The 15,034-nt window shown below is 65.6% G+C and carries 17 protein-coding genes; 11 read left to right on the top strand and 6 right to left on the bottom strand.

Annotation, left to right across the window (positions count from 1 at the left end; translation table 11 throughout):
- Window positions 1-145 precede the first annotated feature (145 nt).
- The gene (locus WK25_RS09130) at window positions 146-604 is read right to left on the bottom strand and encodes a hypothetical protein (protein ID WP_059547630.1); all 459 of its coding nucleotides are present in this window, start codon (window positions 602-604) and stop codon (window positions 146-148) included.
- A 326-nt stretch (window positions 605-930) separates the two neighbouring features.
- Complete coding sequence (locus WK25_RS09125) at window positions 931-1,221, bottom strand: PsiF family protein (protein ID WP_040144342.1); 291 nt, start codon at window positions 1,219-1,221, stop codon at window positions 931-933.
- Between the two features lie 271 nt (window positions 1,222-1,492).
- Here WK25_RS09125 and WK25_RS09120 point away from each other — a divergent pair, with 271 nt between their 5' ends.
- Window positions 1,493-2,515: an asparaginase gene (locus WK25_RS09120; protein ID WP_059547629.1), complete on the top strand. Its 1,023-nt coding sequence runs from the start codon at window positions 1,493-1,495 to the stop codon at window positions 2,513-2,515.
- Between the two features lie 87 nt (window positions 2,516-2,602).
- On the opposite strand, the gene lysM is transcribed toward WK25_RS09120, so the two are convergent.
- The 4 genes from lysM to gcl all read right to left on the bottom strand — a co-directional run bounded on the left by lysM (window position 2,603) and on the right by gcl (window position 7,108).
- Complete coding sequence (gene lysM, locus WK25_RS09115; protein ID WP_040144340.1) at window positions 2,603-3,073, bottom strand: peptidoglycan-binding protein LysM; 471 nt, start codon at window positions 3,071-3,073, stop codon at window positions 2,603-2,605.
- Window positions 3,074-3,532: 459 nt separating this feature from the next.
- Window positions 3,533-4,426, bottom strand: coding sequence for a 2-hydroxy-3-oxopropionate reductase (locus WK25_RS09110; protein ID WP_069241466.1), 894 nt, complete (start codon window positions 4,424-4,426; stop codon window positions 3,533-3,535).
- A 52-nt stretch (window positions 4,427-4,478) separates the two neighbouring features.
- On the bottom strand, window positions 4,479-5,288 hold the full coding sequence (gene hyi, locus WK25_RS09105) for a hydroxypyruvate isomerase (RefSeq protein WP_069241465.1): 810 nt from the start codon (window positions 5,286-5,288) through the stop codon (window positions 4,479-4,481).
- A 44-nt stretch (window positions 5,289-5,332) separates the two neighbouring features.
- Complete coding sequence (gene gcl / locus WK25_RS09100) at window positions 5,333-7,108, bottom strand: glyoxylate carboligase (RefSeq protein ID WP_069241464.1); 1,776 nt, start codon at window positions 7,106-7,108, stop codon at window positions 5,333-5,335.
- 169 nt (window positions 7,109-7,277) lie between these two features.
- Here gcl and WK25_RS09095 point away from each other — a divergent pair, with 169 nt between their 5' ends.
- The 10 genes from WK25_RS09095 (at window position 7,278) to WK25_RS09050 (ending at window position 14,961) form a co-directional block, all read left to right on the top strand.
- Complete coding sequence (locus tag WK25_RS09095; RefSeq protein WP_040144336.1) at window positions 7,278-8,189, top strand: substrate binding domain-containing protein; 912 nt, start codon at window positions 7,278-7,280, stop codon at window positions 8,187-8,189.
- Between the two features lie 199 nt (window positions 8,190-8,388).
- Window positions 8,389-9,030, top strand: coding sequence for an RNA polymerase sigma factor (locus WK25_RS09090; protein WP_040144335.1), 642 nt, complete (start codon window positions 8,389-8,391; stop codon window positions 9,028-9,030).
- Window positions 9,020-9,928: an anti-sigma factor family protein gene (locus tag WK25_RS09085; protein WP_069241463.1), complete on the top strand. Its 909-nt coding sequence runs from the start codon at window positions 9,020-9,022 to the stop codon at window positions 9,926-9,928. The genes WK25_RS09090 and WK25_RS09085 overlap by 11 nt, the downstream gene beginning before the upstream one ends.
- 241 nt (window positions 9,929-10,169) lie before the next feature.
- Entirely contained in the window at window positions 10,170-10,544 is a 375-nt protein-coding gene (gene rpsF, locus WK25_RS09080; protein WP_006755436.1) for a 30S ribosomal protein S6, read from the top strand.
- A 40-nt stretch (window positions 10,545-10,584) separates the two neighbouring features.
- Entirely contained in the window at window positions 10,585-10,884 is a 300-nt protein-coding gene (gene priB, locus WK25_RS09075) for a primosomal replication protein N (RefSeq protein WP_040144333.1), read from the top strand.
- A gap of 4 nt (window positions 10,885-10,888) precedes the next feature.
- On the top strand, window positions 10,889-11,164 hold the full coding sequence (gene rpsR, locus WK25_RS09070; RefSeq protein WP_006486248.1) for a 30S ribosomal protein S18: 276 nt from the start codon (window positions 10,889-10,891) through the stop codon (window positions 11,162-11,164).
- 27 nt (window positions 11,165-11,191) lie between these two features.
- Window positions 11,192-11,644 carry a 50S ribosomal protein L9 gene (gene rplI / locus WK25_RS09065; protein WP_040144332.1) on the top strand — a complete coding sequence of 151 codons (453 nt, stop codon included), beginning with the start codon at window positions 11,192-11,194 and terminating at the stop codon, window positions 11,642-11,644.
- A 140-nt stretch (window positions 11,645-11,784) separates the two neighbouring features.
- A complete protein-coding gene (locus tag WK25_RS09060) occupies window positions 11,785-13,167 on the top strand; it encodes a replicative DNA helicase (RefSeq protein ID WP_040144331.1) in 1,383 nt (460 codons plus the stop codon).
- Between the two features lie 146 nt (window positions 13,168-13,313).
- The gene (locus WK25_RS09055) at window positions 13,314-13,940 is read left to right on the top strand and encodes a DUF47 domain-containing protein (RefSeq protein WP_040144330.1); all 627 of its coding nucleotides are present in this window, start codon (window positions 13,314-13,316) and stop codon (window positions 13,938-13,940) included.
- Window positions 13,941-13,950: 10 nt separating this feature from the next.
- Window positions 13,951-14,961, top strand: coding sequence for an inorganic phosphate transporter (locus WK25_RS09050; protein WP_059547620.1), 1,011 nt, complete (start codon window positions 13,951-13,953; stop codon window positions 14,959-14,961).
- The last annotated feature ends 73 nt before the right edge of the window (window positions 14,962-15,034 follow it).

Genomic DNA, 15,034 nt, shown 5'->3' with positions numbered 1-15,034 from the left:
ACAACCCCTTTTCATTCGTACGTGAAAAAGCGTCAAATCGTTTTGGGCTGTCGCGGCGCACCAACGGACGGATTGACGCGTGCGCGGGACCGCGTCGCGCGCTCGCGCGGCGACGCAGGCAACCACGGATTGAGGGAATGGCGCGTCAGTGCGCGACGGGTGGCGCGGGCGGGGCGGGCGGTTTGATCGGCGGCCGCCGCAGCGCGCGGCGGATGAGGGCGATCACGACGCCGCATCCGAACAGGAAGGCGGCCGGTACGACCCAGTAGCCGACGAATGCATGCCACAGGTAGCCAGCCAACGTATTGCGGCGCACCACGTATTCATCGCGGGCCGCCTGTTGGCGCGGCGCGTTCGCGGCCAGCACGTCGGCCGGGCAGCCGGCCGCACGCGCCGTGTCAGGATCGCCGTGACATTTCGCGGCTGCGCCGGCCGCCTGCTGCGCATCGGTGAGTTGCCACGTGGTCAGCGCGAGTTGCAGGTCGGCCTTGTTGTACGCCATTTCCTCGCGGATCTCGCGCACGGCGACGATCGCGACGGGCACGGCCCAGAACACGATCACGATCAGCCAGCGGCGGAACCAGCGGTGTTGTCTCCATGCCATCCATGCCTCCGTTTGACGCGGCGTGCGCGTCCGTGTCGAGGGCGGCCCGATGGCGCTTCTTGTACTTGGAGGGGCCGCGTTGCAGCCATCATAGAAGAAATCGCGGCGAATTGCCGCACCATGTGGCGGCATTCGGACGGCGCGCCCGTGGCGGCGAGCCGGGATGGGGGGGCGGCTTCGTATCGGCGCTCGGCAGCGGAGCGCGGCAAGCGCGCCGGCGCCGACGGCATGCCTGCCATCCGCAAACGTCGATGCGCGTGCAACGAAAACAAAAATGCCGCGCCCGCCGAAGCGGTGCGCGGCATCTGCGACGGCAGCGCCGAAACTCAGGCGGCCGGCTGGCTGCTCAGGCAGCTCTTCATGAACGCCTTGCGATCGTCGCCCTTCTTGTCGGCAGCCTGCGTGTTGCAGGCCTTCATCTTTTCCTGCTGCGTCATTTTCTTCGCGGGCTTGGCCGACAGGCAGTCCTTCATGAACGCCTTGCGTTCATCGCCCGTCTTGCCGGCTGCCTGCGTGTTACAGGCCTTCATCTTGTCCTGCTGGCTGTTCGCCGCGAAAGCGGGGGAAGCCAGCATGCCGCCGAGAAGCAGTGCGGCTACGAGCGATTGGATCTTCATTTCGACACTCCCATGGGGTGAATTGCGTTTTATATCGACGCCGTCACGAAGCCCGGCACGACGCGAACAGGGTCGCATCGCGACGCGCGTTCCGATTATGGCAAATCAATGTGAAAACACCAAAACGGCATTTCAATAACGCGGCGGCCCGCATGGCCGTTGACGGCGCGCGCGCGGCGGCGATCGGGACAAACCATGACATGGGGCGCTAGCCGCGATCATTCGTGCCGCACCTACCGGATGCCGGGCGCAAGCCATTACAATCGCGGCCATGAATACTCCGAACTCCGCATCCCCTTCGCCCGCGCCGGCTCTGCCGCGCATCGCCGTACTTGCCACCGGCGGCACGATCGCCGGCGCCGCACCGGACGCCGCCAGCACGGCCGGTTATCAGGCCGGCGCGCTCGGCGTCAATTTCCTGCTCGACGCGGTGCCGGCGCTCGCGTCGGTTGCGCGCGTCGACGCCGAGCAGGTCGCGAGCATCGACAGCAAGGATCTCGCCTTGTCGTTGTGGAATACGCTCGCAGCACGCATCGACGCCCTGATGTCCGATCCGGCGATCGACGGCATCGTGATCACTCACGGCACCGATACGCTCGAGGAAACCGCATATGCGTTGCATCTGGTCGTGAAGGGCGACAAGCCGGTCGTGCTGACGGCCGCGATGCGGCCGGCCACCGCGTTGTCGTCCGACGGGCCGTTGAACCTGCTGAACGCGGTGAGCGTCGCCGCGCACCCGGCCGCGCGCGGGCAGGGCGTGCTCATCGCGTTCAACAACCGGATCCACGGCGCGCGCGACGTCGTGAAAACGAGTACCTACGCCGTCGACGCATTCCAGTCGCCGGAACTGGGCGCGCTCGGCTGGGTGCAGGACGGCCGCGTCGAATTCGCGCGCCGCGTCACGCGTGCGCGCGACGGGCAACTCGCGATCGCGGCCGAGTGGCCGCCGGTCGAAGTCGTTGCGAGCTATGCAGGTGTCACGCGCACGGCCGTCGACGCGCTCGTCGCGGCCGGCGTGCGCGGTCTGGTCGTTGCGGGCACCGGCAACGGGTCGATCCACGCGACGCTGCAGGCGGCGCTTGCCGATGCGGTGAAGGCGGGCGTTGCCGTGGTGCGCGCGTCGCGCGTCGGCTCGGGTCACGTGATGCGCAACGGTGCGGCCAACGACGATGCGCTCGGCTTCGTGAGCGCCGGGTCGCTCAGCCCGTTCAAGGCGCGCGTGCTGCTGATGCTCGCGCTCGCGAACGGCATTCGCGAACGCGACGCGCTGCAGCGCGCATTCGACACGCTGTGAACGGCGGCCGCCGAGCGGGCGGCATGCGGCGCCCATGAAAAAAGGCAGGCCACGGGCCTGCCTTTTGCGTCAGTACTGCGCAAATGCTCAGGACTGCGGCGGAATCACCAGCTTCTGGCCCGGGTAAATCCGGTCCGGGCTCGACAGCATCGGCTTGTTCGCCTCGAAGATCACCGGGTACTTGTTCGCGTCGCCATACACTTCCTTGGCGATCGCCGACAGTGTGTCGCCCGGCTTCACGTCGTGGTACTGAACTTCCGGATCGTCCGGCTGCAGATCGTCGTCGTTGACGGCCGCGACGCCCTGCACGTTGCCGGCCGCGACCTTGACCTTCGCCTTCGTGTCGAGATCGGCGACGCTGCCCGACAGCGTGACGGTGCGCGATGCGCCGTCGAATGCGACGGTCAGGTTCGACGTATCGAGCCCTTGCGTGTTGATGTAGTTCTTGATCGCATCGGCCGCGGTCTGGTTTGCGGCATTCGGATCTTCCGCTGCTTGCGCGTCAGCGTGACCCAGCAGTTTTTCACCCGCCTCTTTGATAAACGAAAGAAGACCCATCGCTGCACTCCCTAGGTGGTTGAAAAGAAAACGCGCCGTGAAGTGGCGAAAAAAACACCGCGCTGGGCGCGGTCACCGGAGTGAGCGCAGGCGCGGCGGATTTCTCGAAAGGCGTGGCGAAAGTGTAGGCGTTCGTCGCGACGATTGCATGAAAAATCGTGCGCACGAACGTAAAGAAATGTAATACGCGAAATCCGACAGGCGGACACCCGACGACGACGTCTGACCGACCAAGGCTTCCCCGGCGCCGCCGGGTGCCGCTGCGGACCCCACCACGCCGCTCTCAGCCCAGAGCGGCGTTTTTTCGCCCCGTCGCGCACGCATTTCAGCGATACGCGGCAGAGCGCCCCAACGTGATGCGCGTGTGCTCGCGCATCGATGCGACCGGCCGCGGCCGGCTCGCGTTTATTGGTCGCGCGCGTTTGCCGTTGCAGCGAAACGCGCGCTGCCGCAGCCGCGTTACGCGGCCGGCGTCTGGCCGATCTCGAAGTTCGACATGATCTCCAGCGCACGCACGAGCGCCGAGTGATCCCATGCCTTGCCGCCGTGCGATACGCACACGCTGAACAGCTGCTGCGCGCTGGCCGTGTGCGGCAGTGCGAGGCCAAGCTTGCGCGCGCCGTCGAGCGCGAGATTCAGGTCCTTCTGGTGCAGCTCGATGCGGAAGCCCGGGTCGAACGTGCGCTTCGTCATGCGTGCACCGTGCACTTCGAGGATGCGCGACGCGGCGAAGCCGCCCATCAGCGCCTGGCGCACGCGCTCCGGATCGGCGCCCGAGCGGGCGGCGAACAGCAATGCTTCGCCGACGGCCTCGATGTTCAGCGCGACGATGATCTGGTTCGCGACCTTGCAGGTCTGACCTGCGCCGTTGTCGCCGACGAGCGTGATGTTCTTGCCCATCTTTTCGAACAGCGGCTTCGCGCGTTCGAACGCCTTCTCCGGGCCGCCGACCATGATCGTCAGCGTCGCCTCGCGCGCACCCACTTCGCCGCCGGACACCGGCGCGTCGAGATAGTCGCAGCCGAGCGCGTTGATCTGCTTCGCGAATTCCTGCGTGTCGAGCGGCGAGATCGAGCTCATGTCGATCACGAGCTTGCCGGCCGTGAGGCCCTTCGCGACGCCGTCGTCGGCGAACAGCACGTTACGCACGTCCGGCGTGTCGGGCACCATCGAGATGATGACGTCCGCGTGCTGCGCGACTTCGGTCGAGTTGGCGACGACCTTCGCGCTTGCGCGCAGGTCGTCGGGGATCGGGAACGCACCGTTCACGACGAGCTGATGATCGCCCTTGAGCAGGTTGCGCGCCATGTGCGCGCCCATGATGCCGAGGCCGATGAAACCGATGGTTGCCATGTGGAAGTCTCCTGTAGGGGCGTGTATGGGGAAACCGTTGGAAGGGCGGACGTCAGGCTGCGCGGCGCGCCGAGCCCGCTGCGCGGCCGGCGACGCTCTCGAGCCAGTCGAGTCCTTCGATCGTGGTGGTGCGCGGCTTGTATTCGCAGCCGACGTAGCCGGCGTAGCCGAGCCGGTCGAGCAGTGCGAACAGGAACGCGTAGTTGATCTCGCCCGTGCCAGGCTCGTTGCGGCCCGGGTTGTCCGCGAGCTGAACGTGGCCGATCGACGCGAGATTGCGTTCGATCGTCGCGGCGAGTTCGCCCTCCATCCGCTGCATGTGATAGATGTCGTACTGCAGGAACAGGTTGTCCGAGCCGACCGCGCGGATCACGTCGAGCCCTTCGGACGAGCGGTTCAGCGCGAAGCCCGGGATGTCGAAGCTGTTGCACGGCTCGACGAGCAGGCGGATGCCTTCGCGCTTGAGCGCATCGGCGGCGAAGCGCAGGTTGTCGACGATCGTGACGAAGGTCTTGTCGCGCGCGGTGCTCGCCGACGGGATGCCGACCAGGCAGTTCAGCTGCGGCACCTTCAGCGCCTTCGCGTACTCGATCGCACGGCCGACGCCTTCCTGGAATTCGCCGACACGATCGGGCAGGCACGCGATCCCGCGCTCTCCCTGGTCCCAGTTGCCGGCGGGCAGGTTGTGCAGCACGAGGCGCAGGCGGTGGGTCTCGAGGCGCTCGGCGAGTTCCTCTTTCGCATACGGGTACGGGAACAGGAACTCGACGGCGTCGAAGCCGGCGTCCGCGGCCGCCTTGAAGCGATCGAGGAACGGCACTTCGTTGAACAGCATGGTCAGGTTTGCAGCGAACTTCGGCATGAGCTAAGCCTCTTCGGTCGGTCAGTCAAAAAATGGCGTGTGGATCAGTCGAGCATCGAAATCGCGGTCGGCGCGTGCTCGGCTTTCTCGGCGAGTTCCTCGAACTCGTTGATCGCGTCGATCTCGGTGCCCATCGAGATGTTCGTCACGCGCTCGAGGATCACTTCGACGACCACCGGCACGCTGAACTGTTCGGCGAGCGTTTGCGCCTGGCGCAGCGCCGGCTCGATCTCTTCCGGCTTGAACACGCGCAGCGCCTTGCAGCCGAGGCCTTCGGCGACCGCCACGTGATCGACGCCATAGCCGTTCAGCTCCGGTGCGTTGACGTTGTCGAACGCGAGCTGCACGCAGTAGTCCATGTCGAATGCGCGCTGCGCCTGACGGATCAGCCCGAGGTACGAGTTGTTCACGACGACGTGCACGTACGGCAGCTTGAATTGCGCGCCGGCGGCGAGCTCCTCGATCATGAACTGGAAGTCGTAGTCGCCGGACAGCGCGACGATCGGGCGGCTCGGATCGGCCGCGCGCACGCCGAGCGCGGCGGGAATCGTCCAGCCGAGCGGACCTGCCTGCCCGCAGTTGATCCAGTTGCGCGCCTTGAACACGTGCAGGAACTGCGCGGCGGCGATCTGCGACAGGCCGATCGTGCTCACGTAGCAGGTATCGCGGCCGAACACCTTGTTCATCTCTTCGTACACGCGCTGCGGCTTGACCGGCACATTGTCGAAATGGGTCTTGCGCTGCAGCGTGCGCTTGCGCTCCTGGCATTCGGCAACCCACGCGCTGCGGTCCTTCAGCTTGCCGGCGGTCTTCCATTCCCGTGCGACCGCGACGAACAGTTCGAGCGCGGCCTTCGCGTCGGACACGATGCCGAGATCCGGGCCGAACACGCGGCCGATCTGCGTCGGTTCGATGTCGACGTGCACGAACTTGCGGCCCTTCGTGTAGACGTCGATGCTGCCCGTGTGGCGGTTCGCCCAGCGATTGCCGATGCCGAGCACGAAGTCGGATGCGAGCATCGTCGCGTTGCCGTAGCGATGCGACGTCTGCAGCCCGACCATGCCGGCCATCAGCGGGTGGTCGTCCGGAATCGCGCCCCACGACATCAGCGTCGGGATCACCGGCACGCCGATCGTTTCGGCGAACTGCACGAGCAGATCCTCAGCCGCCGCGTTGAGCACACCGCCGCCCGACACGATCAGCGGCTTGTCGGCGTCGTTGAGCATCGCGAGCGCCTTCTCGATCTGCGCGCGGGTGGCCGCCGGCTTGTAGACCGGCAGTGGTTCGTACGTGTCGATATCGAATTCGATTTCGGCAAGCTGCACGTCGATCGGCAGGTCGACCAGCACGGGGCCCGGGCGGCCCGAACGCATCAGATGGAACGCCTGCTGGAACACGCGCGGCACGAGCGCCGGCTCGCGCACGGTGACGGCCCACTTGGTGACCGGCTTCGCGATCGACTCGATGTCGACGGCCTGGAAGTCTTCCTTGTAGAGTCGCGCGCGCGGCGCCTGGCCGGTGATCGCGAGAATCGGAATCGAATCGGCCGACGCGGAGTAGAGGCCGGTGATCATGTCGGTGCCGGCGGGGCCCGACGTGCCGATGCACACACCGATGTTGCCGGGCGCGGCACGCGTGAAACCTTCGGCCATGTGCGACGCGCCTTCGACGTGACGCGCGAGCACGTGGCTGATGCCGCCCGACTTGCGCATCGCGGAATAGAACGGGTTGATTGCGGCGCCCGGCACGCCGAACGCGGTCTGGATGCCTTCCTTCTCGAGCACGAGTACGGCTGCGTCGACGGCTCTCATCTTGGCCATGAATGTCTCCTTGGATAGTCGGATCTTGCGAATCGGTCTGTTGGGGACACTTTAGGGATGCGGGAAAGGTTTGATAAGATCAGCCGAAGTCGCTTATTTCGAAACTAAAAGTATGGAATGACGGCCGGACGGGGCTTTCCGCCGGCGTCGGAGCCGGTGGAGACGACAGATGGACCGTTTCAAGCAGATCGAGACGTTCGTGCGGGTCGCGGATGCGGGCAGCCTCGCGGCGGCCGCGCTCGAGGAAGGCGTGTCGCCGGTGATCCTCGGGCGGCGCATCGATGCGCTCGAGAAGCGCCTCGGCGTGAAGCTGATGTACCGTTCGACGCGGCGGCTGGTGGTCAGCGAGGAGGGCGCCGCGTTCCTCGAACGCTGCCGCGGGCTGCTGTCCGAATGGGACCAGGCCGAGAACGAGCTGGCCGCCGGGCGGCGCGCGGTGAGCGGCCACCTGATCGTGTCCGCGCCGGCCGCATTCGGCCGCAAGCACGTCGCGCCGCATGCGCCCGGCTTCCTCGTCGACAAGCCGGAAATGCAGTTGTCGTTCAATCTGACCGACCGCGTCGTCGATCTCGTGCGGGAAGGGTACGACCTGTCGATCCGGATCGGCGGCTCGGTCGATCCGAACTTTGTCGCGGTGAAGCTCGCGTCGAACCGGCGCGTCGTGTGCGGCACACCCGAGTATTTCCGCAAGCACGGCCGGCCGAAATCGCTCGACGACCTGCTGAAGCACAACTGTCTCGCGTTCAACCTGCAGGGCGGCCAGAACCGCGGCTGGTATTTTCAGCGCCACGGCAAGATCGTGACGATGCGCGTGACCGGCAATCTCGACTGCAACGACGGCGAACTGCTGCACCGCTGGGTCGCCGAAAGCATCGGGCTCGGCTGGCGCTCGACTTGGGAAATTGCCGCGCAGCTCGAAACCGGCGAACTCGAGACGGTACTCGACGAATACGCGCTGCCCGACTACGACATCCTCGCGGTCTATCCGCAGCAGCGCTATGTGCCCGCGCGCGTGCGCTATTTCATCGACTACTTGCGCGAAGCGTATGCGCGCCCCGGCTACTGGAGCAGCACGCCGTAACGGGCGCGACGGTATCGGCCGGAATTTTTTGCAGTTCACCGGCATCACGCGGGAATAAACTCGACGCAGCGGCGGTAAGGTCATCGAGGGCGCGCGCTGCGGTCCGTCCGGGCGCCAGGCGTGAAATCGGGCGCGGTTGCGGACGCGAGAACGGTGCGACACGGGTGCGGTTGCGGCCGCCGGGGACCAGGGAGGTGATGTGGGGCAAGCCGGACAGGCGTTCGACGAGCAGGCGAAAAACGACGCGCTCGCGCGCGGCGAGCGGTTTCGCGCGCTGGTGCTGCCGCACCTCGACGCCGCGTACAACCTCGCGCGCTGGCTGAGCGGCAACGCGGGCGACGCGGACGACGTCGTCCAGGACGCGTGCATGCGCGCGCTGCGGTTCGTCGACTCATGCCGCGGCGATAACGCACGGCCGTGGCTGCTGACGATCGTGCGCCGCACCTGGTACACGGAATGGCGCCGCCGCACGCACGCGCACGAGGTCGCGCTGCCCGACACGCTCGATGACACCGACGTGCCCGACGACTGGCAACCGGCGACGGAAGATCCGCTCGCGCAGTTGCTGCGCGGCGAAAACGTGCGATTGGTGAACGCGGCACTCGCGAAGCTGCCGCCGGAATACCGCGAGGTGCTGGTGCTGCGCGAGATGGAGGACTTGAGCTACCGCGACATCGCGGCGATTGCCGACGTGCCGGTCGGCACCGTGATGTCGCGGCTCGCGCGCGGCCGCCGCAGGCTCGCCGCGCTGCTGGCCGGCACGGCGGCGGCGGCGCGCGCGAGCGCGCCGGGACGTGCGTCGGCGGGCGGAACCGCATCGGAGGCGATCGATGGACTGTAACGAAGCGCGCGCATTGCTGGACGCGGACGTCGACCGCGAGCTGTCGGCGCCCGATGCGTTGCGCGTCCAGCGGCATGTGGAAGGGTGCGACGCCTGCCGCCGTGAACGCGAGCGGATCGTTGCGCTATCGCGCGCGGTGCGGCAGGCCGACTATCACCGCGCGCCGGACGCGCTGCGTGCGAGCATTCTCGCGGGGCTGCCGGCGATGGGCGGAGAGCGGCAACGGGCGCCCGGAGCTTCCCGGGCGGAACCCGCGGCGGAGGGCGCCGCGGCGTCATCGCGGCCGCGACCGGGTGCCCGCCGCTGGTTTGCATGGCCGGCCGGGCGCGGCGCGTCGGCTCGCCCGGCCGTTGCCGGCCCCGGGCCGCGCGTCGCGGCGCTGCCCGGGCTCGGCTGGGGCGTGGCGCTCGCGATCGCGCTGGCTGCGGCGGCCGGAATGGCGCTATCTGCCCGCCACGCCGACACCGACCAGACGGTCGATGAACTCGTGTCGAGCCACGTGCGGGCCGGCCTGTCGGCGCGCGACATCGACGTGATCTCGACCGACCGGCATACGGTCAAGCCGTGGTTCAACGGCCGGCTCGACTATGCGCCGCCGGTCGAGGACTTGTCGGCGAGCGGCTTTCCGCTGGCCGGCGGCCGGCTCGATTACGTCGGCCGCCGTCGCGTCGCGGTTCTCGTGTACCGCTACCGGCAGCACGTGATCGACGTGTACGTGCGGCCGGCGGGAGAAGGGCGCGCGCACGCGCCGTACGCGACCGTGTCGCAAGGCTACGCGCTCGATCGCTGGGATGCGGCCGGGATGACCTGGTGGGCCGTGACCGACGCGGAACCGTCGGCGCTGACCGCGTTCCGGGCGGCGCTCGATGCGCGGCTGGGGGCGGCGCGCAGCGAGTGAGCTCAACCCGCAGCGCGCGAGTCCGGAGCCGCGCTCGCTGCTCCGTCCCTGATTCCCGCGCGGACGCTCGCATTGCCGAGGTCGCCCCGGGCGCCGTCAAGTCTTTGAAAACATGGCCGAATCCGGTTGAGAATCGTCGATCGTTGTTGCGCGCGCCCCGTATCCGGGTTAGAATCTTCGGCTTCTCACTTGCCACACCGGTTCAGACGCCCGGGTGGCTTCTATCCACAAGGAGTGTGTAATGCGTCATTACGAAATCGTATTCATCGTGCACCCCGATCAAAGCGAGCAAGTGCCCGCGATGATCGAGCGTTACAAGACCACGATCACGACGCACGGCGGCCAGATCCACCGTGTCGAAGACTGGGGCCGTCGCCAACTGGCCTACATGATCGAGAAACTCGCGAAGGCTCACTACGTCTGCATGAACATCGAGTGCGACCAGACGACGCTCGACGAACTCGAACACGCGTTCAAGTTCAACGACGCCGTGCTGCGCCACCTCATCGTCAAGATGAAGAAGGCCGAAACCGGCCCGTCGCCGATGATGAAGGAAGTTCAGCGCGAAGAAGCCAAGAAGGCGGCTGCAGCTCAGCCGACCGAAGCGCAGGCTTAAGTTCGTCACGTATTAAGCCACCAAGGAACGCGCCACTCACGTGAACAGGTTGCAATTGACGGCGAGCGTCGTCGAACGCGCACCGGTGCGATATACGCCGGCAGGTGTTCCGATCGCAAGCGCCACGTTGCATCACCGCACGGAAGTCGTCGAAGCAGGCATTCCCCGTCAGGTCGAAATGACGATCGAGGCGGTGGCGGCCGGTGAGGCGAGCGGCAGGCTGGAGAGCCGTGAAATGGGCGTCGAGACGCTGTTCACGGGCTTCCTGGCGAAGAAAAGCCGCAACGCAAGAACCTTGGTGTTTCACATCACAGCAATGCAGGACATTGGAAAGGACTGAAATCATGCCCCGCCCGACTGGTAAGAAATTCGACAAGCGTCGTCAGCAACAAAACCCGCTCTTCAAGCGCAAGAAGTTCTGCCGCTTCACGGCTGCAGGCGTCGAGCAGATCGACTACAAGGACACGGAAACGCTGAAGGACTTCATCGGCGAAAACGGCAAGATCACGCCGGCTCGTCTGACGGGTACGAAGGCGCACTATCAGCGTCAGCTGGATACGGCAATCAAGCGTGCGCGTTTCCTCGCGCTGCTGCCGTACACCGATCAGCACAAGGCGTAATCAGGCGACGCAATAAGGAGAATTCGAATGCAAATCATTCTGTTGGAAAAAGTCGCCAATCTGGGCAACCTCGGCGATATCGTCAAGGTCAAGGACGGTTACGCTCGCAACTTCCTGATCCCGAACCGCAAGGCTCGCCGTGCAACGAAGGAAGCGATCGCCGAATTCGAAGTTCGCCGTGCCGAACTCGAAAAGATCGCCGCTGAAAAGCTGGCAGCAGCGCAGGCAGTCGGCGAAAAGCTGAACGGCCAGACGTTCGAAGTCACGCAGAAGTCGGGCGTCGACGGCCGTCTGTTCGGCTCGGTCACGAACGGCGACGTCGCGGAACTGCTGAAGAAGGCGGGTTTCGAAGTCGAGAAGCTGCAAGTTCGCATGCCGGAAGGCCCGCTGAAGATGATCGGCGAGCACGTCGTCCAGATCGCGCTGCACACGGACGTCGTCGTCGACGTCACGATCAACGTGATCGGCGACCACGCGTAAGCGTACGCAAGCTTGCCGGGCGGCTTCCGCCGTCCGGACAAGGGCAGGCGCCCGGGCAACCGGGGCCTGCCTTTTTTTATTGCCTGTCCGTCGGCGGCCGGTATGGCGTCGTCCAGTGTAATTCGCGATAATCCCAACCCATGAACGCGCCGCAAGATCCTCAAATCGAATCGCTGAAAGTCCCGCCGCATTCGGTGGAAGCCGAGCAGTCGGTGCTCGGCGGCCTGTTGCTCGACAACGCGGCATGGGACCGGATTGCCGACTTCCTGTCGCAGAGCGATTTCTATCGGTACGACCACCGGATCATCTACGAGCACATCGGCCGGCTCATTGCGTCGACGCGCCCGGCCGACGTCGTGACCGTGTACGAAGCGTTGACCACGTCCGGCAAGGCCGACGACGTCGGCGGCCTCGCGTACCTGAACGCGCTCGCGCAGAACACGCCCAGCGCCGCGAACATCCGCCGCTATGCGGAGATCGTGCGCGACCGCGCGGTGCTGCGCCGGCTCGTATCGGTCGCCGACGAAATCTCGGCCGACGCGTTCAATCCGCAGGGCAAGGAAGTCCGTCAACTGCTCGACGAGGCCGAGTCGAAGGTGTTCTCGATCGCCGAAGAGGGCGCGCGCGGCAACCAGGGTTTTCTGGAAATCGGCCCGCTGCTCACGCAGGTCGTCGAGCGGATCGACACGCTGTATCACACCGCGAACCCGAGCGACGTTACCGGCACGCCGACGGGCTTCGTCGACCTCGACCGGATGACGTCCGGGATGCACGGCGGAGAGCTGATCATCGTGGCGGGCAGACCGTCGATGGGTAAGACGGCCTTCTCGATGAACATCGGCGAATACGTCGCAGTCGAGTACGGGCTGCCGGTCGCGGTGTTCTCGATGGAAATGCCGGGCACCCAGCTCGTGATGCGTATGCTCGGCTCGATCGGCCGGCTCGACCAGCACCGGATGCGTACCGGCCGGCTGACCGACGAGGACTGGCCGAAGCTCACGCACGCGGTGCAAAAGATGAGCGAGGCGCAACTTTTCATCGACGAGACGGGCGGCCTGAATCCGATGGAACTGCGCTCCCGCGCGCGACGCCTTGCGCGTCAATGCGGCAAGCTCGGCCTGATCATCGTCGACTACCTGCAGCTGATGTCGGGTTCGTCGCAGGGCGAGAACCGCGCGACCGAAATCTCGGAGATCTCGCGATCGCTGAAGAGCCTCGCGAAGGAGCTGGACGTACCGGTGATCGCGCTGTCGCAGCTGAACCGCGGTCTCGAACAGCGGCCGAACAAGCGCCCGGTGATGTCGGATTTGCGCGAGTCGGGCGCAATCGAACAGGACGCGGACGTGATCCTGTTCATTTACCGCGACGAAGTTTACAATCCCGACAGCCCGGACAAGGGGACGGCCGAGATCATCATCGGCAAGCAGCGTAACGGTCCGATCGGGCCCGTTCGGCTCACGTTCCTGGGCCAATACACGAAGTTCGACAATTTTGCGGGGGCGCAGAACTTCTACGGCGAGTAACAGTTCTTCGCCGGATGTAAACCGTTATTTCACCAAGCGTTGTATCCAATCCCGGCGCGCGCATATGCGCGCGTCGCGTCGCAACCGAAAACGGTACAATGTCGCCCGTTTTCGTGACAGTCGTTTGACAATCTCTCAGGAATCCCATGTTCGGTCGATTCATGCCCACGGAGGGCAAGTTCTTTGAACTCTTCAACGCGCACGCGAAGCACATCGTTTCCGGTGGCCGCGAGCTCGAACTGCTAATCGACAATCTCGCCGACGCCGAGATTCACAAGCAAAACGTGCAAATCGCCGAGAAGGCCGCTGACAAGCTCACGCATGAAGCGATCGATCTGCTGCACAAGACGTTCATCACGCCGCTCGATCGCGACGAAATCCACAAGCTGATCACGACGATGGACGACATCCTCGACCTGATGGAAGACGTCGCGACGGCCGTGTCGCTGTACGACGTGCAGTCGGTCACGTCGGAGGCGAGCCAGCTCGCGCACATCGTCACGCAGTCGGCGCAACACGTCCAGCAGGCGGTCGCGCTGCTGTCGGACATGAAGCAGTCCGCGCAGATTCTGAAGCAGTGCGAGGAGATCGACCGCTGGGAGTCGGAGGCCGATCGCGTGCTGCGCGCGGCGATGTCGAAGCTGTTCCGCGAAGAGGACGACGTGAAGACGCTCATCAAGCTGAAGGCGATCTACGAGTTGCTCGAAGAGATCACCGACAAGTGCGAGGACGTCGCGAACATCATCGAAGGCATCGTGCTGGAAAACGCCTGAGCGGACCACGATGCATTCGATACAACTCGCCCTATGGATGGTCGCGACGCTGGTGCTCGTCGCGCTCGTATTCGACTTCATGAACGGCTTCCACGACGCGGCGAACTCGATCGCCACCGTCGTGTCCACCGGGGTGCTGAAGCCGCAGCAGGCCGTCGTGTTCGCGGCCGCGTTCAACGTCATCGCGTACTTCATCTTCCACCTGAAGGTCGCGCAGACCGTCGGTAAAGGCACGATCGATCCGGAGATCGTCGACCACTACGTCGTGTTCGGCGCGCTCGTCGGCGCGATCGGGTGGAACGTGATCACCTGGTACTACGGGATCCCGTCGAGCTCGTCGCACGCGCTGATCGGCGGCCTCGTCGGCGCGGCGCTTGCGAAGTCCGGCTGGAGCGCACTCAACATCGATGGTCTGCTCAAGACGATCGCGTTCATCTTCATCTCGCCGCTGCTCGGCTTCATCCTCGGTTCGCTGTTCATGCTCGGCGTGTCGTGGCTGTATTTCCGTACCGCGCCCAGCAAGGTCGACCGGCGCTTCCGCCGGCTTCAGCTGCTGTCGGCCGGCCTGTACAGCCTCGGCCACGGCGGCAACGACGCGCAGAAGACGATCGGCATCATCTGGATGCTGCTGATCGCGTCGGGCTACGCGTCGGCAACGGCCGATGCGCCGCCCGCGTGGGTGATCGGCGCGTGCTACCTGTCGATGGGGCTCGGCACGCTGTTCGGCGGCTGGCGCATCGTCCGCACGATGGGGCAGAAGATCACGAAGCTGAAGCCGGTCGGCGGTTTCTGCGCGGAAAGCGGTGGCGCGATCACGCTTTTCATCGCGTCGTTCCTTGGCATTCCCGTGTCGACCACCCATACGATCACCGGCGCGATCGTCGGCGTCGGCGCGACGCAGAAGCTGTCGGCCGTGCGCTGGGGCGTCGCCGGCAATATCGTGTGGGCATGGGTGCTGACGCTGCCGGCGGCTGCGCTGTTCGCGGCCGGTGGATGGTGGATCGGGCGCCAGATTTTCTGACCGCCGGCACGGTCCGAACGATACGCAATGCGCCGCACGCCGAAAGGCTGCGGCGCATTTTCTTTTGCGGTTC

Source organism: Burkholderia latens (genome assembly GCF_001718795.1).
Taxonomy (GTDB): Bacteria; Pseudomonadota; Gammaproteobacteria; order Burkholderiales; family Burkholderiaceae; genus Burkholderia; species Burkholderia latens_A.
This window is presented reverse-complemented; position numbering and strand designations above follow the sequence as displayed.

Coding starts and splice junctions, on each gene's coding strand:
- WK25_RS09130 (WP_059547630.1), bottom strand. CDS start 604: ATGGCATGGAGACAACACCGCTGGTTCCGCCGCTGGCTGATCGTGATC.
- WK25_RS09125 (WP_040144342.1), bottom strand. CDS start 1,221: ATGAAGATCCAATCGCTCGTAGCCGCACTGCTTCTCGGCGGCATGCTG.
- WK25_RS09120 (WP_059547629.1), top strand. CDS start 1,493: ATGAATACTCCGAACTCCGCATCCCCTTCGCCCGCGCCGGCTCTGCCG.
- lysM (WP_040144340.1), bottom strand. CDS start 3,073: ATGGGTCTTCTTTCGTTTATCAAAGAGGCGGGTGAAAAACTGCTGGGT.
- WK25_RS09110 (WP_069241466.1), bottom strand. CDS start 4,426: ATGGCAACCATCGGTTTCATCGGCCTCGGCATCATGGGCGCGCACATG.
- hyi (WP_069241465.1), bottom strand. CDS start 5,288: ATGCCGAAGTTCGCTGCAAACCTGACCATGCTGTTCAACGAAGTGCCG.
- gcl (WP_069241464.1), bottom strand. CDS start 7,108: ATGGCCAAGATGAGAGCCGTCGACGCAGCCGTACTCGTGCTCGAGAAG.
- WK25_RS09095 (WP_040144336.1), top strand. CDS start 7,278: ATGGACCGTTTCAAGCAGATCGAGACGTTCGTGCGGGTCGCGGATGCG.
- WK25_RS09085 (WP_069241463.1), top strand. CDS start 9,020: ATGGACTGTAACGAAGCGCGCGCATTGCTGGACGCGGACGTCGACCGC.
- rpsF (WP_006755436.1), top strand. CDS start 10,170: ATGCGTCATTACGAAATCGTATTCATCGTGCACCCCGATCAAAGCGAG.
- rpsR (WP_006486248.1), top strand. CDS start 10,889: ATGCCCCGCCCGACTGGTAAGAAATTCGACAAGCGTCGTCAGCAACAA.
- rplI (WP_040144332.1), top strand. CDS start 11,192: ATGCAAATCATTCTGTTGGAAAAAGTCGCCAATCTGGGCAACCTCGGC.
- WK25_RS09060 (WP_040144331.1), top strand. CDS start 11,785: ATGAACGCGCCGCAAGATCCTCAAATCGAATCGCTGAAAGTCCCGCCG.
- WK25_RS09055 (WP_040144330.1), top strand. CDS start 13,314: ATGTTCGGTCGATTCATGCCCACGGAGGGCAAGTTCTTTGAACTCTTC.
- WK25_RS09050 (WP_059547620.1), top strand. CDS start 13,951: ATGCATTCGATACAACTCGCCCTATGGATGGTCGCGACGCTGGTGCTC.